Source organism: Phytopseudomonas dryadis (assembly GCF_004327355.1).
In the GTDB taxonomy this organism is placed as follows: domain Bacteria; phylum Pseudomonadota; class Gammaproteobacteria; order Pseudomonadales; family Pseudomonadaceae; genus Aquipseudomonas; species Aquipseudomonas dryadis.
Window position 1 is genome coordinate 100,473 of the sequence record NZ_QJUM01000016.1, and the last position, 23,145, is coordinate 123,617.

The 23,145-nt window shown below is 67.7% G+C and carries 20 protein-coding genes; 13 read left to right on the forward strand and 7 right to left on the reverse strand.

Annotated elements, in window-relative coordinates; genetic code table 11:
* Positions 1 to 7 precede the first annotated feature (7 nt).
* The 9 genes from DNK34_RS14870 (at position 8) to DNK34_RS14910 (ending at position 9,762) form a co-directional block, all read left to right on the forward strand.
* Entirely contained in the window at positions 8 to 1,279 is a 1,272-nt protein-coding gene (locus DNK34_RS14870) for a TRAP transporter large permease (RefSeq protein ID WP_131175807.1), read from the forward strand.
* A gap of 14 nt (positions 1,280 to 1,293) precedes the next feature.
* Positions 1,294 to 2,685, forward strand: coding sequence for an MmgE/PrpD family protein (locus DNK34_RS14875; protein WP_131175808.1), 1,392 nt, complete (start codon positions 1,294 to 1,296; stop codon positions 2,683 to 2,685).
* Positions 2,686 to 2,718: 33 nt separating this feature from the next.
* Positions 2,719 to 3,870 (forward strand): acyl-CoA dehydrogenase family protein, encoded by a 1,152-nt coding sequence (locus tag DNK34_RS14880; protein ID WP_131175809.1) that lies wholly within the window; start codon positions 2,719 to 2,721, stop codon positions 3,868 to 3,870.
* Positions 3,867 to 5,051, forward strand: a complete 1,185-nt coding sequence (locus DNK34_RS14885) for a CaiB/BaiF CoA transferase family protein (protein WP_131175810.1) — start codon at positions 3,867 to 3,869, stop codon at positions 5,049 to 5,051. Before DNK34_RS14880 ends, DNK34_RS14885 begins: the two co-directional genes overlap by 4 nt.
* Position 5,052: 1 nt before the next feature.
* Entirely contained in the window at positions 5,053 to 5,823 is a 771-nt protein-coding gene (locus tag DNK34_RS14890; RefSeq protein ID WP_131175811.1) for a GntR family transcriptional regulator, read from the forward strand.
* Entirely contained in the window at positions 5,816 to 7,018 is a 1,203-nt protein-coding gene (locus DNK34_RS14895; RefSeq protein ID WP_242675210.1) for an MFS transporter, read from the forward strand. Before DNK34_RS14890 ends, DNK34_RS14895 begins: the two co-directional genes overlap by 8 nt.
* A gap of 55 nt (positions 7,019 to 7,073) precedes the next feature.
* Positions 7,074 to 7,871: an HpcH/HpaI aldolase/citrate lyase family protein gene (locus DNK34_RS14900; RefSeq protein WP_131175812.1), complete on the forward strand. Its 798-nt coding sequence runs from the start codon at positions 7,074 to 7,076 to the stop codon at positions 7,869 to 7,871.
* 22 nt (positions 7,872 to 7,893) lie between these two features.
* Positions 7,894 to 8,457, forward strand: coding sequence for a TetR/AcrR family transcriptional regulator (locus DNK34_RS14905; RefSeq protein WP_131175813.1), 564 nt, complete (start codon positions 7,894 to 7,896; stop codon positions 8,455 to 8,457).
* A 63-nt stretch (positions 8,458 to 8,520) separates the two neighbouring features.
* Positions 8,521 to 9,762 carry an OprD family porin gene (locus DNK34_RS14910; RefSeq protein WP_131175814.1) on the forward strand — a complete coding sequence of 414 codons (1,242 nt, stop codon included), beginning with the start codon at positions 8,521 to 8,523 and terminating at the stop codon, positions 9,760 to 9,762.
* 2 nt (positions 9,763 to 9,764) lie between these two features.
* On the opposite strand, the gene DNK34_RS14915 is transcribed toward DNK34_RS14910, so the two are convergent.
* Positions 9,765 to 10,667, reverse strand: coding sequence for an alpha/beta hydrolase (locus tag DNK34_RS14915; protein WP_131175815.1), 903 nt, complete (start codon positions 10,665 to 10,667; stop codon positions 9,765 to 9,767).
* 212 nt (positions 10,668 to 10,879) lie between these two features.
* Between DNK34_RS14915 and DNK34_RS14920 the strand changes: the two genes are divergently transcribed.
* Positions 10,880 to 12,151 (forward strand): MFS transporter, encoded by a 1,272-nt coding sequence (locus DNK34_RS14920; RefSeq protein ID WP_131175816.1) that lies wholly within the window; start codon positions 10,880 to 10,882, stop codon positions 12,149 to 12,151.
* A gap of 199 nt (positions 12,152 to 12,350) precedes the next feature.
* On the opposite strand, the gene DNK34_RS14925 is transcribed toward DNK34_RS14920, so the two are convergent.
* The 3 genes from DNK34_RS14925 to betC form a co-directional block, all read right to left on the reverse strand.
* Positions 12,351 to 13,919, reverse strand: a complete 1,569-nt coding sequence (locus DNK34_RS14925; protein WP_131175817.1) for a SulP family inorganic anion transporter — start codon at positions 13,917 to 13,919, stop codon at positions 12,351 to 12,353.
* Between the two features lie 266 nt (positions 13,920 to 14,185).
* Positions 14,186 to 15,115, reverse strand: a complete 930-nt coding sequence (choX, locus tag DNK34_RS14930) for a choline ABC transporter substrate-binding protein (RefSeq protein WP_131175818.1) — start codon at positions 15,113 to 15,115, stop codon at positions 14,186 to 14,188.
* Between the two features lie 100 nt (positions 15,116 to 15,215).
* Complete coding sequence (gene betC, locus DNK34_RS14935) at positions 15,216 to 16,724, reverse strand: choline-sulfatase (protein WP_131175819.1); 1,509 nt, start codon at positions 16,722 to 16,724, stop codon at positions 15,216 to 15,218.
* A 112-nt stretch (positions 16,725 to 16,836) separates the two neighbouring features.
* Between betC and DNK34_RS14940 the strand changes: the two genes are divergently transcribed.
* The 3 genes from DNK34_RS14940 to pbpG all read left to right on the forward strand — a co-directional run bounded on the left by DNK34_RS14940 (position 16,837) and on the right by pbpG (position 19,839).
* Positions 16,837 to 17,790, forward strand: coding sequence for a choline sulfate utilization transcriptional regulator (locus DNK34_RS14940; RefSeq protein ID WP_131175820.1), 954 nt, complete (start codon positions 16,837 to 16,839; stop codon positions 17,788 to 17,790).
* Between the two features lie 105 nt (positions 17,791 to 17,895).
* A complete protein-coding gene (locus tag DNK34_RS14945; RefSeq protein ID WP_131175821.1) occupies positions 17,896 to 18,759 on the forward strand; it encodes a carboxylate/amino acid/amine transporter in 864 nt (287 codons plus the stop codon).
* Positions 18,760 to 18,933: 174 nt separating this feature from the next.
* Entirely contained in the window at positions 18,934 to 19,839 is a 906-nt protein-coding gene (gene pbpG / locus DNK34_RS14950) for a D-alanyl-D-alanine endopeptidase (protein WP_131175822.1), read from the forward strand.
* Between the two features lie 141 nt (positions 19,840 to 19,980).
* On the opposite strand, the gene DNK34_RS14955 is transcribed toward pbpG, so the two are convergent.
* From DNK34_RS14955 to DNK34_RS14965, 3 genes are all read right to left on the reverse strand, one after another.
* Complete coding sequence (locus DNK34_RS14955) at positions 19,981 to 20,487, reverse strand: anti-virulence regulator CigR family protein (protein WP_131175823.1); 507 nt, start codon at positions 20,485 to 20,487, stop codon at positions 19,981 to 19,983.
* A 132-nt stretch (positions 20,488 to 20,619) separates the two neighbouring features.
* Entirely contained in the window at positions 20,620 to 21,525 is a 906-nt protein-coding gene (lhpI, locus tag DNK34_RS14960; protein ID WP_131175824.1) for a bifunctional Delta(1)-pyrroline-2-carboxylate/Delta(1)-piperideine-2-carboxylate reductase, read from the reverse strand.
* A 76-nt stretch (positions 21,526 to 21,601) separates the two neighbouring features.
* A complete protein-coding gene (locus DNK34_RS14965; RefSeq protein ID WP_131175825.1) occupies positions 21,602 to 23,050 on the reverse strand; it encodes a short-chain fatty acid transporter in 1,449 nt (482 codons plus the stop codon).
* Positions 23,051 to 23,145 lie beyond the last annotated feature (95 nt).

The following is a 23,145-nucleotide window of genomic DNA, read 5'->3' on the forward strand; positions in this document are numbered from 1 at the left end:
CGCCGTCATGCTGTTACTTCTCGCTCTGCTGACGATGCTGATGTTCCTCGCCATCGGCACCCATGTGGCGGTCGCCCTCGGGCTGGTCACCACCGGGCTGATCCTGTTCGTCGCCGGCGTGCCGACCACCGTCATCGCCCAGACCGCCTTCAAGTCCATCAACAGCTACCCGTTGATGGCCATTCCGATGTTCGTCCTGGCCGGCAACCTGATGATGCGCGGCAACATCGCCGAGCTGCTGATCCAGCTGGTCGGCAGCGTGGTGCGCGCGGTGCGCGGCGGCCTGGCGCTGACGGCGATGATCGCCAGCGTGTTCTTCGCCGCGGTGTCCGGCTCCAGCGTCGGTTCGGCGGCGGCCATCGGCTCCTCGACCGTCGGCGGGCTGACCAAGGAGAACTATCCGCCGCGTTTTTCCGCCGCCATCGTCGCGGTGGGCGGCACCCTGGGGTTGATGATTCCGCCGTCGCTGGGCTTCATCCTGATCGGCTCGATCGTCGGCCTGCCGGTGGACCAGCTGTTCATCGCCGGCGTGCTGCCGGGGCTGATGGAAGCCTGCCTGCTGATGATCGCGGTGATGTTCTTCTCGCGCCGCAACGGCTACGGCGCCCAGGCCCAGCGGGCCGACTGGCGCGCCTTCAGCCGCAGGCTGCCCGGCGCCGGCGCCGCCTTGCTGATGCCGGTGCTGATCCTCGGCAGCATCTACACCGGCTACCTGACGCCCACCGAAGTGTCGGCCTTCGCCGCCGCCTACGCCGCCTTCCTGTGCCTGGTGGTGTACCGCAGCGTGACCCTGGGCGGTATCTGGGACGTGGCCCGCGATTCGCTGCTGCAGACCACCATGATCTTCGCCGTGGTCATGGGCGGCAGCCTGATCGGCTTCGCCCTGGCGCGCATGGGCGTGTCGGCCAGCCTGGTGGCAATGGTCAGCGCCATGGACCTGAGCCCCTGGCAGTTCCTGCTCATGGCCAACTGCATCCTGCTGATCCTCGGCATGTTCCTCGACGGCATCGCCCTGATCGTGCTGACCGCGCCATTGCTGTTCCCCATCGCCACGCACCTGGGCATCAACCCGATCCACTTCGCCGTGATCATGGTGGCCAACGTCGAGATCGCCACCATCACGCCGCCCATCGGCCTCAACCTGTTCGTCATGGCCGGTATTTCCAAGCAGCCGGTGCACGAAGTGGCGCGCGGTGTGGCGCCGTTCTACGGGGTGCGCCTGCTGGGCCTGATGCTGATCACCTTCGTTCCGGCGATTTCGCTTGCGCTGGTCAACTGACGAGGACAACAACAATGAATGCCTCTACCGATACACCCATCGCCGCGACCCTGGCCAGCTTCGCCGCAGGGCTGCACTACGACGCCATTGCCGAGGCGGCACGCGAGCGCGCCAAGTACCTGATCCTCGACGCCGTGGGCATCGCCCTGGCCTCGACCCGCTACGAGTTCGCCCAGCGCACGCTGTCCGCGGCCCGCGAACTGGGCGAGGGCGACAGCGACGTGATCGGCCTCGGCGCCAGGCTGTCGCTGCGCGATGCCATGCTGCTCAACGGCGTGCTGGTGCATGGCCTGGACTACGACGACACCCACGGTCGCGGGGTGATCCACGCCACCGCCAGCTGCTTGCCGGCGGCCCTCGGCATCGCCGCGCAGTACGACGCCAGCGGCCGCGACCTGCTCACCGCCTACGTCCTCGGCATGGAAGTGGCGACCCGCCTCGGCGCGGTGGCCAGGGGCGGCTTCCACCAGGTCGGCTTCCATCCCACCGGCCTGATCGGTGCCTTCGGTTGCGCGCTGATCGCCGGCAAGCTGCAGGGCCAGAGCGCCGCGCAACTGGCGATGACCCAGGGCATCGTGCTCAGCACCGCGTCGGGCAGCCTGGAGTTCCTCGAGGACGGCGCCTGGACCAAGCGCATGCACCCGGGTTGGGCCGGTGTCGCCGGGCTCACTGCGGCGACCCTGGCCCGTCACGGTTTCACCGGGCCGAAGGCGGTGTACGAAGGGCGCTTCGGCCTGTTCAAGAGCCACCTGGGCGAGCGTGAGGCCGAATGCGATTACGCCCTGGCCACGGAGAACCTCGGCAGCACCTGGGAGGTCGGCGAAGTGGCGGTCAAGCCGCTGCCGGCCTGCCACTTCACCCATGCCGTGGCCGACGCCGCGGTGATCCTGCATGGCCAGGGCGTGCGGGCCGAGGACATCGTCCGCGTCACCGCGCTGATGCCCAGGGAAACCATCGCCATCGTCTGCGAACCCGAGGCCGGCAAGCGCAAGCCGGCGAGCAGCTACGAGGCGCAGTTCAGCGTGCCCTACGCCATCGCCAGCGGCCTGCTGCGCGGGCGCTTCGGCCTGCCGGACCTGGAGCCGCAAGGCTTCGCCGATCCGGCCGCCCTGGCGCTGATGGAGAAGATCCACTACCAGGTCGATCCCGACTCCGGCTTCCCCCGGCATTACTCCGGCGAGGTGATCGTCACCCTGCGCGACGGCCGCCAGTTGCGTCACCGCGAGGCGATCAACCGTGGCGCCGCCGACCGCCCGCTGTCCAGCGCCGACATCGTCGCCAAGTACCGCGACAACGCCCACACCGCCGTGGCGCCGCAGCGCGCCGAGGCGATTCTCGATGCCGTGTTCAACCTCGACGCCGGCAGCGCCCGCGAACTGTCCCGCGCGCTCGCCGCCGCCGCCTGATTGCCCTGACCAGAACCATTCGGAGACACCGCGATGAGTGAATACGACGAGCAGGAAAGCATGATCCTCGACGCCCTGGATCGCTTCCTGGAAACCGAAGCCAAGCCCTTCGTGCACGAGCTGGAGAAGCACGACATCTACCCCGAGGAGATGGTCGAGAAGATGAAGGCCATGGGCCTGTTCGGCTGCATCATCGCCCCGGAGTACGGCGGCCTGGGCCTGTCCACCACCACCTACGCGAAGATCGTCGAGCGCATCGCCAGCACCTGGATGTCGCTGTCCGGGATCATCAATTCGCACCTGATCATGGCCTCGGCCATTCAGCGGCACGGCACGCCGTCGCAGAAGGAACGCTTCCTGCCGCGCATGGCCAGCGGCGAGCTGCGCGGCGCCGTGGGTTTCACCGAGCCGGATGCCGGCACCGACCTGCAGGCGATCCGCACCACGGCGCGGCGCGAGGGCGATCACTACGTGGTCAACGGCGCCAAGACCTGGATCACCAACAGCCTGCACGGCGGCGTGCTCGCCCTGCTGGTGAAGACCGACCCGACGGCCGAGCCGCGGCACAAGGGCATGAGCTGGCTGATCGCCGAGAAGGGCCCCGGCTTCAAGGTCGCGCGCAAGCTGGAGAAACTCGGCTATCGCGGTATCGACACCTGCGAGCTGGTGTTCGAGGACTTCAGGGTGCCGGTCGACTGCCTGATCGGCGGTGTCGAGGGCGTGGGCCTCAAGCAGGTGCTGTCGGGCCTGGAACTGGGGCGCATCAACGTCGCCGCCCGTGGCGTCGGCGTGGCCCGCGCGGCGCTGGACGAGGCCACCGCCTACGCGCAGATCCGCAAGACCTTCGGCAAGCCGATCTGCGAGCACCAGGCGATCCAGCTCAAGCTCGGCGAAATGGCCACCCGCGTCGAGGCCGCGCGGCTGCTCACCGAGTCCGCCGCCAAGGCCTACGACAGGGGCGAGCGCTGCGACATGGAAGCCGGCATGGCCAAGTACTTCGCCACCGAGGCGGCGCTGGAGAACGCCACCGACTGCATGCGCATCCATGGCGGCTACGGCTACTCCAAGGAATACAACGTCGAGCGTTTGTATCGCGACGCCCCGCTGCTGACCATCGGCGAAGGCACCAACGAGATGCAGCGCATCATCATCGCCAAGCAGCTCGTGCAGAGGAATCCAGTATGACCTTGCCCCTTGAAGGCGTGCGCATCGTCGCCGTCGAGCAGTACGGCGCCGGCCCGTTCGGCACCCAGCACCTGGCCGACCTCGGCGCGGAGGTGATCAAGATCGAGAACCCCGCCGACGGCGGCGAGATCGGCCGCCACGTCGGCCCCTATTTCTTCGAGGAGGGCGACAGCCACTTCTACCAGTCCTTCAACCGCAACAAGAAGAGCGTCACCCTCAACCTGAAGAATGCCGAGGAAAAGGCGCAACTGATCGAGCTGCTGAAGGAGGCCGACGCGCTCTACGACAACCTGCGTGGCGACCTGCCGGAAAAGCTCGGCCTGACCTACGCCCAGCTCAAGCAGCACAACCCGGCGCTGGTCTGCTGCCACCTCTCCGCCTATGGCCGCGAGGGCGCGCGCAAGGCCTGGCCGGGCTACGACTACCTGATGCAGGCCGAGGCCGGCTACTGCTCGCTGACCGGCGAGCCGGGCGGGCCGCCGGCGCGTTTCGGCCTGTCGATCATCGACATGATGACCGGCACCACCGCCGCCCTGGCGCTGGTCTCGGCCCTGATCGGCGCCCGCGCCACCGGCACCGGCCGGGACGTGGACGTGAGTCTGTACGATGTCGCCATGCACAACCTCAACTACCTGGCCACCTGGTACCTCAACGATGGCGTGAAGACCACGCGCACGCCGCGTTCGGCGCATCCGTCGCTGACCCCCAGCCAGTTGTTCAAGACCCGGGACGGCTGGATGTTCATCATGTGCAACAAGGAAAAGTTCTGGGCGGTGCTGGCCAGGCTGATCGACAAGCCGCAATGGGCGAGCGACCCGCGCTATTGCGACTTCAAGGCGCGCCTGGCCAACCGCGACCAGCTCACCGAAGCGCTCGATGCGGTACTGATGCAGCAGCCCACGGCATACTGGCTGGAACACTTCGGCGGGCAGGTGCCGGCGGCGCCGGTCAACGATGTCGGCCAGGCCCTGGACAACCCCTTCGCCCACGAACAGGGACTGATTTTCAACGTGGAACATCCGGTGCGCGGTACGATCAAGACCCTTGCCTGTCCGATCCGTTGTCCGGGCGAGACCCTGCCCAACCGGCCGGCCCCCCGGCTGGGTGCGCACAACCAGTCGATACTGGGCGTGCGGCGGGGCCGGGCAGCCGAAAACAAGAAGCCTGCAGGAGTCAGCTGAGATGAACCAGCCATTGCCTTCCCCACTGTCCGGTGGACAACCCCGCTATCTGGTACTGGCGCAAGCGCTGGTCGATGCCATCAAGACGGGGCGCTATCCGCTGAACAGCCTGCTGCCGACCGAGCATGAGCTGTGCAAGCAGTTCAACGTCAGTCGGCACACGGTGCGGGAGGCGATCCGCCGGCTCAACGAACTGGGCCTGATCAGCAAGCAGCAGGGCGTCGGCACCCGGGTCAAGGCGACCCAGGCGGCGTCGCGCTACGTGCAGGCCAGCGAAGGCATTTCCGACCTGCACCAGTACGTGCGCGACGTGCGCATGGAGCTCGGCACGCTCGAGGACATCAGCGCCGACGAGGAGCTGGCCGAACTGCTCGAATGCAAGCCCGGCCAGGCCTGGGTCATGGCCAGGGGCCTGCGCCACCGCGAAGGCGACAGCGCGCCGCTGGCGCACACCCTGGTGTATGTGCCCCGCGCCTACGCCACGGCCCTGGAGGCGTTCGGCGATGGCCGCACGCCGATCTACGAACTGCTGCAACGCCGCTTCGGCCTGCAGGTGGCCGAGGTGCGCCAGACCCTCAGCGCGGTGAACCTCGACGCGGATGTGGCCCGGGCGCTGCAGGTGCGGGCCGGCTCGCCGGGGCTGCATATCGTGCGCAAGTACTACGGCGGCAATGACGAGTTGCTGGAGGTGGCGGTCAACGTCCATCCCGGCGAGCGCTTCAGCTATTCCATCAGCCAGCGCCTGATCTGGCAGGGTGCCAACGGTGAATAACGGTTACGCGGCCCTGACGGTCACCCTGGCGATCCAGGCCCTGGTGTCCATGGCCTCGTTCACCGTGCCGGTGCTGGCGCCCGCCGCGCTGCGCGACCTCGGCGGCAGCGTCGCCCTGGTCGGCCTGTTCGTGGCGCTGATCTACCTGGGGGCGATGATTTCCAGCCTGCTCAGCGGCAACTGGATCCTGCGCTTCGGCGCGATCCGCGTCAGCCAGGTGTGCCTGCTGCTGTGCGGTGCCGGCCTGGCCATCGCCGCCGGTGGCCAGCTCTGGTGCCTGGCGCTCAGCGCCCTGGCCCTGGGCGCCGGCTACGGGCCGGTGACGCCGGCCAGTTCGCACATCCTGGCGCGCACCACGCCGCATCACCTGATGGGCTTCATGTTCTCCCTGAAACAGACCGGCGTGCCGATTGGCGGCGTGCTCGCCGGCATGCTGGTGCCGAGCCTGGTCGGCGCCAGCGGCTGGCGCGGCGCGCTACTGGTGGTGGCGGTGGCCTGCGTGCTGATGGCGGCCATCGCACAGCGGGTGCGCCACGACCTCGACGATGACCGCAACCCGCGCCTCGAGCGGCCGCGTAACGACCTGTTCAAACCGCTGAAAATGATCTTCGCCATGCCGCGCATGCGCAACCTGGCGTTGTGTTCGCTGTTCTTCGGCGCCATGCAGCTGTGCCTGACCACCTACCTGGTCAGCTACCTGACCGGGGATTACGGCCTGGCGCTGGTCACTGCCGGGGCGATCCTGGCCCTGACCCAGGGCGCCGGCGTGGTCGGACGCCTGCTCTGGGGCTGGGTCGCCGACCGCTGGCTGGCGCCGCGCCGGCTGCTGCCATTGCTGGCGCTGTTGATGGCGCTGTCCTCGCTGCTCACCGCGGCCTTCACCCAGAGCTGGCCGCTGTCGCTGGTGACGGCGGTGAGCATGCTGTTCGGCGCCACGGCCATCGGCTGGAACGGCGTGTACCTGGCCGAGGTGGCGCGCCTGGCACCGAGCGGTACGGCGGGCCTGTACACCGGCGGCACGCTGTTCTTCACCTACTTCGGGGTGGTCGCCGGCCCGCCGTTGTTCGCCGGGCTGACCCACCTCAGCGACTCCCTGGCCAGCGGCTACCTGCTGTTCGGCGGGCTGATGCTGGTGGTCGCCCTGGCCCTCGCTCGCTTCGCCCGCGCCGCCACGGCGCGCGGCGACCCTGGCTGACGCCGCCCTCGCTGCATCCCCTTTTCCTCGATAACCCCTCGCGTGGAGACCTGCCATGGCTGCCCGTTCGTACCTGTTCGTCCCCGGAGATCGCCCGGAACGCTTCGACAAAGCCTGCGCCGCCGGCGCCGATGTGGTCATTCTCGACCTCGAGGATGCCGTGGCCCCCGAGCGCAAGGACCAGGCCCGCGAGGCCATTCGCGCCTGGCTGACGGCCGGCGGCCAGGCCTGGCTGCGCCTCAACGGCAGCGACACCCCCTGGCACGCCGAGGACTGCGGCCTGTTCGATGCCCCCGGCCTGCTCGGCGTGTCGCTGCCCAAGGCGGAAAGCGCGGCGCAGCTCGCCGAGCTGGCGGCGCGTCTGCCGGAGCCGCTGCGCATCCTGCCCATCGTCGAAAGCGCCCGCGGCCTCTGCAATGCCGAGGCGATCGCCGCCGCGCCCAGGGTGCAGTGCCTGGCCTTCGGCTCGGTGGATTTCCAGGTCGACACCGGCATCCTCGGCGACGGTGAAGAGCTGCTGTTCGCCCGCTCGCGCCTGGTGATCGCCTCGGCCCTGGCGCGCATCGGCGCCCCGGTGGATGGCGTGACCGTCGACCTGGGCAACCTCGAACAGCTCGCCAGCGACGTGCGCCGCGCTCGCCAGCAGGGTTTCGCCGGCAAGCTCTGCGTGCACCCGAAGCAGGTGGCGCCGATCAACGACGGTTTTCGTCCGGCCGCGCAGGAGGTGCAGTGGGCCCGCCGGGTGCTGGACAGCGTGGCCGCCCACCACGGCGTCGGCGCGATCAGCCTCGACGGCAAGCTGATCGACCTGCCGGTGATCCTGCGTGCCCGGCGGATTGTGGAAAACGCCTGACGCCCACTGCCTGGAGCCGATCATGACCGCCGTCCTGCGCCCTGCCGCCGAACCGTTGCTGCGCCAGCAGCTGTGCGCCACCGCCCGGCAACTGTTCGCCCGCCACGGCTTTCACGCCGTCAGCCTGCGCCAGCTGGGCCAGGCGCTCGGCCTGCACGCCGGCTCGCTGTACGCCCATATCGAGAGCAAGGACGCCTTGCTGCAGGAGCTGATCGAGGAGGGCTTCGAGCGCCTGATCGACAGCGCGCGGCGAGTGCCGGCCGGCGCGGGATTGGCCGGCTTCCTGCGTCACCACCTGGCGTTCCAGCAGGCCAACCCGGACTGGTACGTGCTCGCCCTGGTCGAGTCCCGTCACCTCACGGCCGAGGCCCGGGAGGACGTGCGCAGCCTGAAAGGCGACTACGCGCTGTTGCTCGAACGCCTGCTGCAGGCGCGTTGCGGCGGCCATGGCGAACCCTGGCGCATCGCCACGGTGGCGCGCCAGGCGCTGCGCCTGCTGGATGGTCCGCCAGGCGGGGAGGGCGCATCGCTGGACGACTGCGTCGACGACCTCGAACGGCTGATCCTCAACCGCCTCGGGCCGTAGGTGGACCTTGCGGCCTGGCACCTCTCACCACGCGACACCACAACAAGAAACGGGAGAACAACAATGCTCAAGCACTCCGCCACCCCCACGCTGTCGTTGGCCCTGCTGGCCGCGGGTTCGGGCCTGCCGCTGTTGGCCCAGGCCGCCTTCATCGAAGACGGCAAGGCCAGCCTCACCCTCAACAATTTCTACTTCAACAGCGACTACCGGCAGCCCGGCGCCACCCAGTCCAAGCGCGAGGAATGGGCCCAGGGCTTCATGCTCGACTACCAGTCCGGTTTCACCGAAGGCACCCTCGGCTTCGGGGTCGATGCCATCGGCATGCTCGGTGTCAAGCTCGACTCCAGCGCGGACCGCATCAATACCGGCCTGCTCTCGGCGGACAACGCCGGTAATCCGCAGGACGAATACAGCGAGCTGGGCCTGACCGCCAAGGTGCGGCTATCGAAGAGCATCCTGCGCGTCGGCACCCTGATCCCGAAACTGCCGACCGTGCTGCCCAACGACTCGCGCCTGTTGCCGCAGACCTTCCGCGGCGCGCACCTGAACTCCCGGGAGATCGACGGGCTGACCCTGGACGCGGGCCGCCTGACCCACAACAGCCAGCGCAACGACAGCAGCAGCGAGGACATGATCGTCAGCGGCCAGGCCATCGGCGGCGGCCGCTTCAGCGACGCATTCGACTTCGCCGGCGCCAGCTACCAGTGGCGCGAGGGCCTGACCACGTCGTACAACTACGCTCGCCTGGAGGACAACTACAGGCAGCACATCGTCAACCTGGTGCACGCCCTGCCGCTCGGCGCCGGCTCGCTGAAGAGCGACCTGCGCTATGCGCGCTCCAGCGACGACGGCACCAGCAACGTCGACAACACCGCCCTCGGCGCCCTGTTCACCTACAGCCTGAGCGGCCACGCGCTGAGCCTGGCCTACCAGAAGATGAGGGGCGACACCGGCTTTCCCTACCTCAACGGCACCGATGCCTTCCTGGTCAACTTCGTGATGCTCGCCCCGGACTTCGCCAACCCCGACGAAAAATCCTGGCAGGCCCGCTACAGCTACGACTTCGCCGCCATGGGCATCCCCGGACTGACCTTCATGACCCGCTACGTCCGCGGCGACGGCTTCGAGCGCGGCGGGCGCAGCGCCAGGGAATGGGAACGCAACAGCGACATCGGCTATGCCTTCCAGGACGGCAGGCTGAAGAACTTCGCCGTCAAATGGCGCAACGGCACCTACCGCAGCAGCGGCGGCAACGACATCGATCAGAATCGCCTGATCCTGAGCTATACGCTGCCGTTGCTGTGACCTCAGTTCTGCCCCAGCGTCCGCGGTGCGAACAGCGTGCGGATGGCTTCGCGGTACTCGCGGCTGGCGGTGCGCATGCTGTTGTTGTGGTTGCCGCCTTCGATCAGCAGCAGGCGCTTGGGCTCGCTGGCGGCCTGGTACAGGCTTTCGCTGAAGCGCGGCGGGATGTAGCGGTCGCCGGTGCCATGGGCGATCAGCACCGGCACCTTGACCTGGCTGATCTTGCTCAGCGAGTCGAATTTCTGCGACAGCAGCCAGCGCACCGGCAGCGAGGTGTATTCGCTGGCCACTGCGGTGGCGGCATCGGCCAGGTTGGTGAAGGTCGACTCGATGATCAGCCCGGCCAGCGCTGGGGTATGGCGGTCGCGGCCCAGGGATTCGGCCAGGTTGACCGCCACCGCGCCGCCCAGGGAGTGGCCGTAGATGAAGCGCTTGGCCGGGTCCGGCTGCAGTTCGACAAGGCGCTGCCAGGCGATCTCGGCGTCCTCGTAGAGGGTGCGTTCCGAGGGCAGTTCGCCGCGGCTCTCGCCGAAGCCGCGGTAATCGATGGCCAGTACCGAGAAGCCCATGGCGTGCAGCTGTTCGATACGGAACAGCTGGCCGGTCAGGTTCCAGCGCGAGCCGTGCAGGTACAGCAGGGTCGGCGCATCGGCCTTGCCCGCCGGCCACCACCAGGCGTGGATGGTCTGCGTATCGCCGAACTCCGGCACGCTCAGCTGCATGTCTTCGACACCCGCGGGCAGGCCGCTGAACCAGCTGGCGGTGCCGGGCTCGATGCGGAACACCAGTTCGCGTTCCTTCTGCTCCAGCTTGGCGCAGCCGATCGGCAGGCCAACGATCAGGCACAGCAGCAGGCTCAGGCTGAACCAGCGCCGCCGCAGGGTATGGATAAGTGATGTGGCCATGGTGCTCCGGGCTGTGTGGGTCGTGGCACGGCGACATGCCCTGCCATTGGGGCGGCAGTCGGATTGGGTGGCATGCGATAGGCGAATAGACCGGATTCTGCCGGCCGCGTTCGTCTGCCTGGCGGCTTTCGGGTATCGAGTTGTTACCGGATGGTGACAGGCCCTTGGAACGCTGCGCTATGCTGCGGCGCTCGCCCCATGCGGATTTCTCCATGTCGCTCGACCGCTCCGACCCGCGCCGTCCGGCCAGCGCCACCCTGATCCTGCTGGCGTCGCTGTACTGTGCCCAGGGCCTGCCGTCGGGGCTGATCGCCCATGCGCTGCCGGTACTGCTGCGTCAGCATGGCGTCGACCTGGCGATCATCGGTCTGCTCAAACTGCTGGCCCTGCCCTGGTTGCTCAAGGTGCTGTGGGCGCCCTGGGTGGACCGGCTGGCGTCGCCGCGGCTGGGCCACCATCGTGGCTGGATCCTGCCGCTGCAGGCGGCCGTGACCCTGATGGTCATGGCGCTGGCGCTGCTCTCGCCGGACGCCCTGTTCGGTCGCCATCTGCCGCTGCTGCTGGGCCTGCTGGTGCTGATCAACCTGGCGGCGGCGACCCAGGACATCGCCACCGACGGCCTCACCGTGCGCCTGTTGCCCGAACGCTGGCGTGGCCTGGGCAACAGCCTGCAGGTGGGCGGTTACAAGCTCGGCATGATCGTCAGCGGCAGCGGCCTGCTGCTGGTCATCGACCGCTTCGGCTGGAACCTGTCCCTGTTGCTGCTGGTTCTGCTGCTGGCGCTGACGCTGCTGCCGATCTGGCGCTTCGACGAACAGCGTCGGTTGCCGTTGCGCAACGGCGGCGCCGAGGCCATGGGCCCGGGCCTGCTGCTGCGCCACTACCGCGGCCTGCTGGCGCTGCCGGGCATGGGCCTGTGGCTGGCCGTGGTGCTGACCTTCAAGCTCGGCGATGCCCTGGGCTCGCCGATGATCAAGCCGATGCTGGTGGATCAGGGCTGGAGCAATGCCGAGCTGGGGCAACTGACCCTGATCAGCAGCCTGGTGGGCATCGCCGGCGCGCTGCTCGGTGGCCTGCTGTACGCCCGGCTTGGCGTGCTGCGCGCGCTGTTGCTGTCCGGCATCCTGCAGGCGCTGGGGATCGCCGCCCTGGCGCTGCTGGCGACGCGCGGTGGCGAACCGCTGTGGGTGTACGCCCTGGCGCTGTTCGAACAGGCGGCCGATGGCCTGTCCACGGTGGCGCTGTTCGCCGCGATGATGCGCCAGTGCCGGGTCGGTCACGAAGGCGCCGACTTCACCCTGCAGGCTTCCACGCAGATACTGCTGGGCGGCTTCGTCGGCGCCGCCAGCGGGGTGCTGGCCAAGGCGCTGGGCTATGACGGCCTGTTCGTCTGTGCCGGGGTCCTGGGGCTGGCGGCGCTGGTCCTGGTGGTGCGCTATTTCCGTCGTTATGGCGGGCAGGGCCGCCTGGAAACCTTCGCGTAGCCCGGGTCGAGCGCAGCGACACCCGGGAACTGGCACCCTGGGTATCGCTGCGCTCAACGCCAGGCTACGGGCTGCTCACAGGCCAATCGCCGCTGAAGCGCCTCCCGCTATCGCGGAACGCGCCACCCCGTGGGAGCGGCTGCAGCCGCGATGCTTGCAACGCTCATAAGGCTGAAGTCGATCGTGGCTATCTTCGCGCTTACTCCTCGAACCGCACCGGGCAGTTGGCCGCGCCTTCGAGCTTGTGGATTTCCTCGATCACCTGGGGCCGGGCGCGACGCAGGATCAGCTGGCGGTTCTGCGCCTGCAGGCGGCGGGCTTCCTGGTGCAGCATCTCGACCCCGGCGTAGTCGATGAAGTTGACGTGGTGGGCGTCGACGATCACCCGTTCGCCGCGGCTGAGCTGGAGGATCTGTTGCACGTAGTGGCAGGCCCCGAAGAAGATCGAGCCCTCCAGCCGCAGCAGTTCGTCGTCGCCGTCGCGGGTGTATTTGAAGCGCGGCTGTGAGGTGCGCTTGAGGTAGAAGAACAGCGAGGCCAGCACGCCGGCGTAGATCGCCGTCTGCAGCTCCAGCAGCAGGGTGGCCAGCAGGGTCAGCAGCATCACCACGAACTCCGCGCGGCTGACCCGCAGCAATGCCCGTACCCCGGCTACATCCACCAGCCCCCAGCAGATCAGCAGGATGGCCGCGGCCATGCTTGGCAGGGCGATATGGGCGATCAGCGCTGCACAGAACAGCGCGAACGCCGCCACCAGTACGGCGGAGAACACACCGGCCAGTGGTGAGGTGGCGCCGCCCTGCAGGTTCAACGCCGAACGGGTGAAGGAGCCGGCCGACAGCGAACCGGAGAACCAGGGGCCGATCAGGTTGGACAGGCCCTGGGCGCGTACCTCCTGGTTGGCGTCCAGCACCTGCTGGGATTTGCTCGCCAGGGAGCGGGCGATGGACAGGCTGGTGACCAGGCCGAGCATGCCGCAGGCGATGGCGGCGGGCAGCAGTTGCAGCAGGCTGTTGACCTCGAAGTGCAGCGTGGTGAGCGGCGGCAGCTTGCCCTCGAAGGCGTTGACCAGGGCGATGCTGGCGAAGAACCCCGGCAGGGCGGCGACCAGCAGGCTGCCAGCGACCACGCCGATGAGCAGCGCCGGCAAGCGCGGCCACAAGCGCCGACACAACAGGCTCACCGTCAGGGTGAACAGCGCCACGAGCAGCGCATGCCAGTCGGCTTGCCCGAGGTGCTCGACGAGGGCGAGCAGGGTCGCGACGGCGGTACGCTGGCTGTCGACCTCCAGGCCCAGCAGGTTGGGCAACTGGCCGAGGGCGATCACCAGAGCGGCGCCCAGGGTGAAGCCGAGCACCACCGAGGGTGAGACGAAGTTGACCAGATTACCGAAGCGCAGCAGCCCCAGCAGCCACTGGAACAGCCCGGCGAGAAAGGTCAGCACCAGCACCAGCGCGACGAACTCGTCGCTACCCGGCCTGGCCATGGGGCTGACGCTGGTGAACAGGACGATGGAGATAGCCGCCGTCGGCCCGGCGATCAGGTGCCACGACGAGCCCCACAGGCAGGCGATGATCACGGGCACGATGGCCGCATACAGCCCGTATTCGGCGGGCAGCCCGGCGATCAGGGCGTAGGCGATGGATTGGGGCAGGGCCAGGATGGCGCCGCTCAGGCCGACCAGCAGGTCGTTGCCCAGGCTGCGACGATCGACGCCGGGCAGCCAGCGCAGGAAGGGGAACAGGCTGTAGCGGCTGGGTAAGCGCATGCGGTCGCTCGGTGGCGGGTTATCAGGTGGCAAGCAGGGTAACAGAGGCTTCAGTCATGATTTCCCGGAGTGCTCGAGCGCAGCGCGTGTATGACTTTGGAAAGGCGTAAGCAGCCGTAGGATGGGTGCAACCCATCAATCGCCGATGGGTTGCACCCATCCTACGAGCTGGAAAGCCGGACGAAAGAGCCTATGCGGTTTGCTTGTCGTTCAGCCTCCAGCCTCTAGCGCTCTTATCGGCCGCCCGCTTGCGCCTTTTGACTGCCCTACAGCTTGGCCTTCACCGCCGCGACCGCGTCGCCGCCATCGCGGGTGGTGACGCCGTCCAGCCAGCCGTCGATCGCCTCGGGGTTGGCCTTGAGCCAGGCCCGTACCGCTTCGGCGTTGCTCGCTTCCTTGCTCAGCACCTGGTTCATGATGGCGTTTTCCATGTCCTGGGTGAAGGTGAGGTTGCTCAGCAGCTTGCCCACGTTCGGGCACTGCGCCGCGTAGCCCTTGCGCGCCAGGGTGTTGACGCTGCCGCTTTCGCCGAAGTATTTCTCGCCGCCCTTGAGGTAGTGCATGTCGTACTGCACGTTCATCGGGTGCGGCGTCCAGCCGAGGAAGACGACGAACTCGTCGCGGCGCACCGCGCGGCCGACCTGCACCAGCATGGCCTGCTCGCTGGATTCGACCAGCGTCCAGCCCTTCAGGCCGAACTCGTCGGCGGCGATCATTTCCTTGATCGACTCGTTGGCCGGCGCGCCCGAGGCGATGCCGTAGATCTTGCGGCCGAACTTGTCGGCGTGCTTCTGCAGGTCGTCGAAGGTCTTCACCCCGGCCTCGTAGGCGTAGCTCGGCACGGCCAGGGTGTACTCGGTGCCGCTGAGGTTTTCCGCGACCTTGTCCACGGCACCGCTGGCGACGAACTTGTCGTAGTTGGCCTGCTGCGCCGGCATCCAGTTGCCGAGGAACACGTCGACCTGGCCCTTCTGCAGGCCGGCGAAGATGATCGGCACGCCGAGGGTCTGGGTCTGGGCCTTGTAGCCCAGGCCATCGAGCAGGAAGCTGGCGATGCCGTTGGTCACGGCGATGTCGCTCCAGCCCGGATCGCCGAGTTTCACCGTGGCGCAGCTGGCGTCCTCGGCGTGGGCCTGGAAGGCGAATGCGGTGGCCAGGAGCAGGCCACCAGCGACAGTCGTCTTGAATCTATTCATGCCTTTTTCCTTATGTCGATTTTTAGTGTGGCAGGCTATGCGACGCAGGCGAGCGTGCCGGGTTCCCGCGGTTTTCCGCTGGGTCGCCCGGCGCGCTGCGTCACGGTTGGGGGAAGCGGGCGCGGCGCTCCAGGTCGTCGAGGTCGATATGGTTGCGCATGTACTGCTGGCTGGCGTCGACCATCGGCTGGTGATCCCAGCTCTTCAGCGCGCCTTTGCCGAGGGCTTCGGCGACCAGGCGGCGACGGCGCTGGCTGGCCAGGGTGGCGCGGTGGATCGCGGCGATGTCCCAGCGACTGCGCGCCTGGGCGAGGAAGGAGGCGACCTGCTCGCGATGGTCCGGCGAATCGGCCAGGTTCTCGCGTTCCAGCGGGTCGCTCGCCACGTTGAACAGCAGCAGCGGGTCCTGCTCGGAGTAGATGAATTTCCAGTCGCCGCGGCGAATCATCATCAGCGGGCTGGTGGTGCCTTCGGCCATGTATTCGCCGAGCACTTCATCGTGTCCGCCGTCGCCTTGCAGGTGGGGCAGCAGCGAGCGACCGTCAAGGGCCAGGCCCGGCTCCACCTGGCCGCCGGCCAGTTCCACCAGGGTCGGCAAGAGGTCGACGGTGGACACCGACTGGCTGACCCGGTGCGCCGCGAAACGCGCCGGTGCGTGGACCAGCAGCGGTACCCGGGCGGCCATCTCGAACCAGTGCATCTTGTACCAGAGGCCGCGCTCGCCCAGCATGTCGCCGTGGTCGCCGGAGAACACGATGATGGTGTCGTCGGCCAGCTTGCAGTCCTTGAGGGTCTTGAGCAGTTTGCCGATGTTGTCGTCGATGTAGCTGCAGGCGCCGAAGTAGGCGCGCCGCGCATCGCGGATCTTGTGCTCGGGCAGCGGCTTGTCCCACAGGTCGATGACCTTGAGCAGGCGCTGGGAGTGGGGGTCCTGCTCGGCCTGGTCGATCACCTGGCGGGGCAGGGGGATATCGTCATCGCTGTAGCGATCCCAGTATTCCGTGGGAATGGTGTACGGGTCGTGCGGATGGGTCATCGACACGGTCAGGCAGAACGGCTGATCCGGCGTCACCCGCACGTGGTCGTAGAGGTACTGCTGGGCCTTGAACACCACCTCTTCGTCGAAGTCGAGCTGGTTGGTGCGCACGCAAGGGCCGGCCTGCAGCACCGAGGACATGTTGTGGTACCAACTGGCGCGCACCTCGGGCTCGTCCCAGTTCACGGCCCAGCCGTAGTCGGCGGGATAGATGTCGCTGGTCAGGCGCTCCTCGTAGCCGTGCAACTGATCCGGGCCGCAGAAGTGCATCTTGCCGGACAGCGCCGTGCGGTAGCCCAGGCGCCGCAGGTAGTGGGCATAGGTGGGGATGTCGGCGGGGAAGTCGGCGGCGTTGTCATAGGCGCCGATCTGGCTCGGCAACTGGCCACTGACCAGGGTGAAGCGCGAGGGCGCGCACAAGGGGCTGTTGCAGTAGGCGGAGTCGAACACCACGCCTTCGGCAGCCAGGCGCATCAGGTTCGGCAGCTTGATCGGCGACGCCGCATCGTGCAGCGGCAGCATCGGTGCGGCCATCTGGTCGGCCATGATGAAGAGAATGTTCGGACGTTTCATGGCGGCGGTTTATCCATATCATCGTTTTATGCGAAAGTGCTGTTTCGATCATCCAGTCTGGCTGAGCATGGGTAAACCTGGGAGCATGACATGGCTAGGATAAGCATGGCTTATGTTTAAAGCGGTCGATGGCATTTCCCTGGACGTGCTGCGGGTGTTCGAGTCGGCCGCGCGTCAGTTGAGCTTCACCGCGGCGGCGGCCGAACTGGGCAGCAGCCAGCCGGCGATCAGCCAGCAGATCAAGCGCCTCGAGCGGCAACTGGCGACCCGCCTGTTCGACCGCGTGTACCGGGGCATCGTGCTGACCGAAGCGGGCGAACTGCTGTTGCAGCATGTGCAGGATGGCCTGGCGACCCTGGATGCCGGGCTGGCGGCGGTGACCGCGCGCCAGCAGCACGAGGTGCTGCAGGTGGCCACTGACTTCGCCTTCGCCGCCTACTGGCTGATGCCGCGCCTGCATCGCTTCCATCAGCAGCACCCCGAAGTGGATGTCAGCCTGATCACCAGCGAGCGTGACATGGGCAGCCTGCCGTCGGAGATCGACGTGGCCATTTCCTTCGGCGACGGCCGCTTCAAGAACGGCCAGGCCCACCTGCTGTTCAGCGAGGAAGTGTTTCCGGTGTGCAGCCCGCAGTTGCTCAAGGGCGCCGCGGCGCATCCCGGCGAGGTGCTGGCGCATCTGCCGCTGCTGCATCTGCGCCCGGAGAGCCGCTCCAAGTGGTTCGACTGGAACGGCCTGTTCCGCGCCCTGGACATCGCCGAACTGCCGGGCTCCGGAAGCCTGCGCTTCGACAACTACACCCTGCTGATCCAAGCCGCCATCGCTGGCCAGGGCGTGGCCATCGGCTGGCGCCACCTGGTCGACGAACTGCTCGCCCAGGGCCTGCTGGCGCGGGTCGATGGCCGTACGGTGACCTCCAGTTTCGGCTATTACGTGGTGCTGCCCGAGCGCAAACGCCGGGCGCGGCTGGTGCAGCGCTTCGTCGAGTGGGTTGGCGAGGAACTGCAGCGCGAGCCGGCCGTGTCGCCGCAGGGCATCACCAACCGGCAAGGCATCGCGGTATGAGCCCGGCCTGCGGCGCTCGCATCGGCCATGGTCGGTAGCGCGACAGCAGGCATGGGCGGTGCGGCCGCGGTATGATCCGCGCCTGATTTTCCGGGAACCCGCGCCATGCCTTACCTGCTCGCCGTCACCGTCCTCTGGGCGTTCTCCTTCAGCCTGATCGGCGAATACCTGGCAGGGCGGGTGGACAGCGATTTCGCCGTGCTGGCGCGGGTGGTGGTGGCGGCCCTGGTGTTCCTGCCCTTCACCCTCTGGCGCGGCCTGCCACGGCGCTTGCTGGCCGGGTTCTGGCTGGCCGGCGCCTTGCAGTTCGGCGTCACCTACCTGTGCCTGTACCGCAGCTTCCAGGTGCTGACGGTGCCGGAGGTGCTGCTGTTCACCGTGCTCACGCCGATCTACGTGACCCTGCTCGACGACGCCCTGGCGCGGCGCTTCAACCCCTGGGCGCTGGGCGCCGCGCTGGTGGCGGTGGGCGGTGGGGTGATCATCCGTTTCGAGCGCCTGGAGGGCGAGTACCTGATCGGCTTCCTGCTGCTGCAGCTGGCCAACCTGACCTTCGCCGCCGGCCAGGTGCTGTGCCGCCAGTTGCTCATGCGCTACCCGACCGAGCAGCCGCTGCAGCGTTTCTTCGGCCACTTCTTCCTCGGCGCGCTGCTGCTGGTGGTGCCGTCGTTCCTGCTCTTCGGCAACCCCGACAAGCTGCCGCAGACGGCCCTGCAATGGGGCATCCTGCTGTGGATGGGACTGTTCGCCACGGCGCTGGGGCTGTTCTGGTGGGTCAAGGGCAGCGTGCGGGTGGACGCCGGCACCCTGGCGGTGCTCAACGAGCTGCACGTGCCCGCCGGCCTGCTGGTCAACCTGCTGATCTGGAACCGCGACGCCGATCTGCCGCGCCTGGCCCTGGGCGGCGCGGTGATTCTCGCCTCGCTGTGGTTGAACCGCCTGGGGCGGCGGCGCATGGCCGTGGCCTGATCCATTTATCGGAGAATGGGAACCGGCCTTGACGGCTGCTGATATTGCACCTTCAATTGCCAACGCAATCAGCTGTTTTTCAAAACCTATTTATTCTGGATTGGGTCCACGGACGATGTTTTTTCAGCGGCAAGGAGTGCCTGTTCAGCCACCTTCTGCTCAGTGAATGCCATCGTGAATATTCGTCGCCCCTTCGCCAGCCTCGCCCTGGCCTGCCTGTTTCTCGCCGCGCCGCTGGCGGTCGAGGCCGCCGCCCCCACTCAGCAGGAGCTCGCTTCCGGCAGTGCGCTGCTGGTCGACCTGAGCACCGACAAGGTGCTCTATTCCAGCCATCCCGACATGGTCGTGCCGATCGCCTCGGTGACCAAGCTGATGACCGCCATGGTCACCCTCGACGCCAAGCTGCCGCTGGACCAGCAACTGCCGGTGGTCATCCGCGACGTGGAGGACATGCGTGGCGTGTATTCGCGGGTGCGTCTGGGCAGCGAGATCAGCCGCCGCGAGATGCTGTTGCTGACCCTGATGTCCTCGGAAAACCGTGCCGCCGCGAGCCTGGCCCACCACTACCCGGGCGGCGTCACCGCCTTCGTCGCGGCGATGAACGCCAAGGCCCGTGCCCTGGGCATGACCCAGACGCGCTACGTCGAGCCCACCGGCCTGTCCGAGCACAACGTGTCCAGCGCCAACGACCTGGTCAAGCTGCTCAAGGCCACGCGCAAGTACCCACTGATCGGCAAGCTCAGCGCCACGCTGGAAAAGACCGTGGCCTTCCGCAAGCCCAACTACACCCTGGGCTTCCGCAATACCAACGGCCTCACCCGCAAGGCCGACTGGGACGTGCAGCTGACCAAGACCGGCTTCACCAACCGCGCCGGGCACTGCCTGGTGATGCGCACCACCATGGACGGCAAGCCGGTGGCCTTCGTGGTGCTCGACGCCTTCGGCAAGTACACCCACATGGCCGACGCCAGCCGCCTGCGCAAATGGGTGGAGACCGGCAAGGTCACCCCCGTGGCGCCCGCCGCCCTGGCCTACAAGCAGCAGCGCGCGGCCCAGCGGCAACTGCAGGCCGCCCAGTAGTTGCCAACTGGCGATAGCGCATCGGGCTGCGTGGCGTAGCGCCGTGCCGAGCGGCTGCGCCACGGCCGCAGGAGCCTCGGGGCGAGCCTGCCGGCAAGGCGGTGTACGGCCCCCGGAGAGGACGTCCGCCGCGTCAGGGGGTCAGTTCAGCACGCCGCTGAGAATGGTGTAGACGATGCCGGTGGTAAGCGTCACCAGCACGATGTCGCTGCCCACGCGGCGCCATTCGTAGCCCTCGTAATGGGGCAGGCCCTGCAGCGCCCGGCTGTCCAGGCGTTTGCCGTAGCCCCTGGGCAAGGGCTGGCCCTTGACGATGCGCACGTCGGGCGGCAGCGCCGGCCCGCGGCCGATCTGCTCGCGCCGTTCGTGGAACGCCTGGTGCACCGAACTGAAGTCCTGCGGTGGCTGGCCACGGCTCGGCTGTGCCTGCTGCTTGCCGGGCGCTGGCTGGCCGCCTCCTGCCTGGCGCTGGCCGTTGCCGGCCGGGGCGGGCGCCTGGCCCTGTCCCGGATTGCCGCCGGCATTCTGATGCGCGGGGCCGCCGCCGGGTTGATCCTGCCGGGCATTCTGCGGCGCCGCCTGCAGCATCCCGGCAGCGAGTGTCGTGAGCAGGCCGAGGGTGATGATCAACGGGGTTCTGACTGGCATGGTGTGATCCTTGCGGGGCGGATTGAAGAGGCCCGGCCGGCTGGTTCAGGCGACCGGGTACACCAGCTTAGGCCGCAAGGGCGGGCAAATGCTCCTTTGTAACGGAACATTTACCTTGGCCGCGTCGATCCCTCAGCCGGCCATCGACCTGCGCGCGGTGCGGCAGGCGGCCAGATCCCAGGCGGCGCAGCCGACCGTCTTGAACAGGATCGGCCGATCCGTTCGTGGCCACGCCGGCAATGCGGCGGCCAGGGGGCGTACTTCGTTCCAGTCGACGCCGGCCTGGATCAAATCTCCCGCTTCATGCCTGGCGCCAGCCAGATCGTCGACGAACAACTGGCTCTGACCGATGGTTTTCCCGCCGATCTCGACCAGATCGGGCGTGAAGGCACCGACAGCCACCACCAGGCGCCCGGCCAGCGCCGCCTCGTCATAGACTGGCGTGCGGCTGGTGGTCACGGTTATGACCACGTCGACCGCTTCGGGAATCGCCTGCGCCGGACAAACCGCCAGCTTGGCCCGCGCCCCGCCGTGCCGGTCGCAGAACGCCTGCGCCCTGGCTTCGTCCCTGGAGCGGATCCAGAGACTTGCCTCGGGATGCAGCGCCTGTAGCGCCTGCACGTGATGCACGGCCTGGGTGCCGGTGCCGATGATGAGAATCGACTTCGGCGCCGCCGGCAGCAGGGTCTCGATTCCCAGCAGCGAAATCGCGGCGGTGCGCCGGCCGGTCACCACTGGCCCGTCCAGGGTGAACAGGGGTTGCCCGGTGGCGCTGTCGAAGGTGGCGACCTGGCCATGGATGGTGGGCAAGCCCCGCGCGGTATTGCCAGGTTGCACGTTGACCAGCTTGTGGATGGCGATATCGGCAGCGACTGCCGGCATGCTGAGCATGACGCCGTCTATGCCGAGGGGGACGACCAGGCGCTCGGGGCTGCTGATCAGGCCGTCGGCATACTCGCTGGCGGCCGTCCGCAGGGCGTCGACCAGCGCGTCGAATGGCAGGAGCTCGGCGGTTTGCTGCGCGGTGTGGATTTGCATATCTGTAAAGCCCGATGTCGATGAAGGGATGCGTGAGTTCATGCCCCGTACAGCTCGTCTGTACGGGGCGCGGCCGTCAGGAGCCCGGCATCACGGGGGGAACGTAGGTCAGGGTGCCGGCGAAGACCCAGAGCAGGAATAGCACCAGCGGGGCGTGCACCAGCAACTGGGTGAAGGTGAAGCCGACGATGTCGCGCGCCTTGAGGCCGAGTACGCCCAGCAGTGGCAGCATCCAGAACGGGTTGATCAGGTTCGGCAGCGCCTCGGCGGCGTTGTAGACCTGCACGGCCCAGCCTAGATGAACCTGCAGATCGTTCGCCGCCTGCATCACGTACGGCGCCTCGATCAGCCATTTGCCGCCACCGGAGGGGATGAAGAAGCCCAGCACTGCGGAATAGATGCCCATGACCACGGAGAAGCTCTCCTGCGTGGCCACCGCGACGAAACCGGATGCCAGCAGGTGTGACAGGGTTTCACCTTCCGGGTTGGCGACCTTGGTCATCATGAAGGCGATGCCGCCGTAGAGCGGGAACTGGATCAGCACGCCGCCCACCGAAGGCACGGCCTTGTAGAACGCCTTGATGAAGCGGATCGGCCGCCAGCACAAGAGCATGCCGAGGGTGAGGAACAGAAAGTTGTAGGTATTGAGGGTGGAGATGGCCAGCAAGGGGTCCTTGCCGGTGAATTCGCCGAACAGCCACACGCCGCTGATGGCCACAATGGCCAGGGTGATCAGTGGCGAATGCTCCAGCCATTCGCCCGGGCGGCCCGGCTTTTCCACCTGGATGTCCGAGTCGTGCAGGTCCACGCCGAGTTCCTGCGCGGTCTTGATGCGCTCACCGGTGGGCGCCGAGTAATAGCAGACCAGGATCGAGATCAGCAGCAAGGCCAGGGTCATGACGATCGACTGCCAGAGAAAGATGGTTTCGGTGAACGGCAGCACCCCGGTGATCTCCAGCAGGCCGCTGGGCAGGCTCGCCGGGTTGGCCATCAACTGCGCCGGTGCCGAGCTGATGCCCAGCGCCCAGATCGCCCCCATGCCGATGTAGGCCGCCGCGCCCATGGCCCGGTAGTCCACGCGCAGATCCGTGCGCCGGGCCACGGCGCGGGCCAGCAGGCCGCTGAAGATCAGGCTGATGGCCCAGTTGAAGAGGGTGGAGACCAGGCTCACGGTGGCGATCATGACCACTGCGCCGCGTGCCGTTTTCGGCATGCGCCCCAGGGCATCGATCAGTTTGGACGCTGGCGGCGAGACGGCCACGATATAGCCGGAAATGGCCACCACGGACATCTGCATGGTGAAGGGAATCAGGCTCCAGAAACCATCGCCGAAGCCCTGCGCCACGGCGGTGGCCGGCGCCCCCATGGCCCAGGCCCCGAGGGCCACGACGATCACCGCCAGGGCCGCGAATACATAGGCGTCGGGAAACCATTTCTCCGACCAGTTGCTGACGCCGACGGCAATCTTTTCCAGGCGCCCGGAAGCATCCGCCGCTGGCCCGCTTGTGCTGATATCCACGCTCATGACCTACCCCCTCCGTATACCCCGCGCTACACGGGGCATGCCTTATTGGCCCGGGAACCGGTGTGCGCCAAGGGGCGCCGGTTCCACGAACCTTC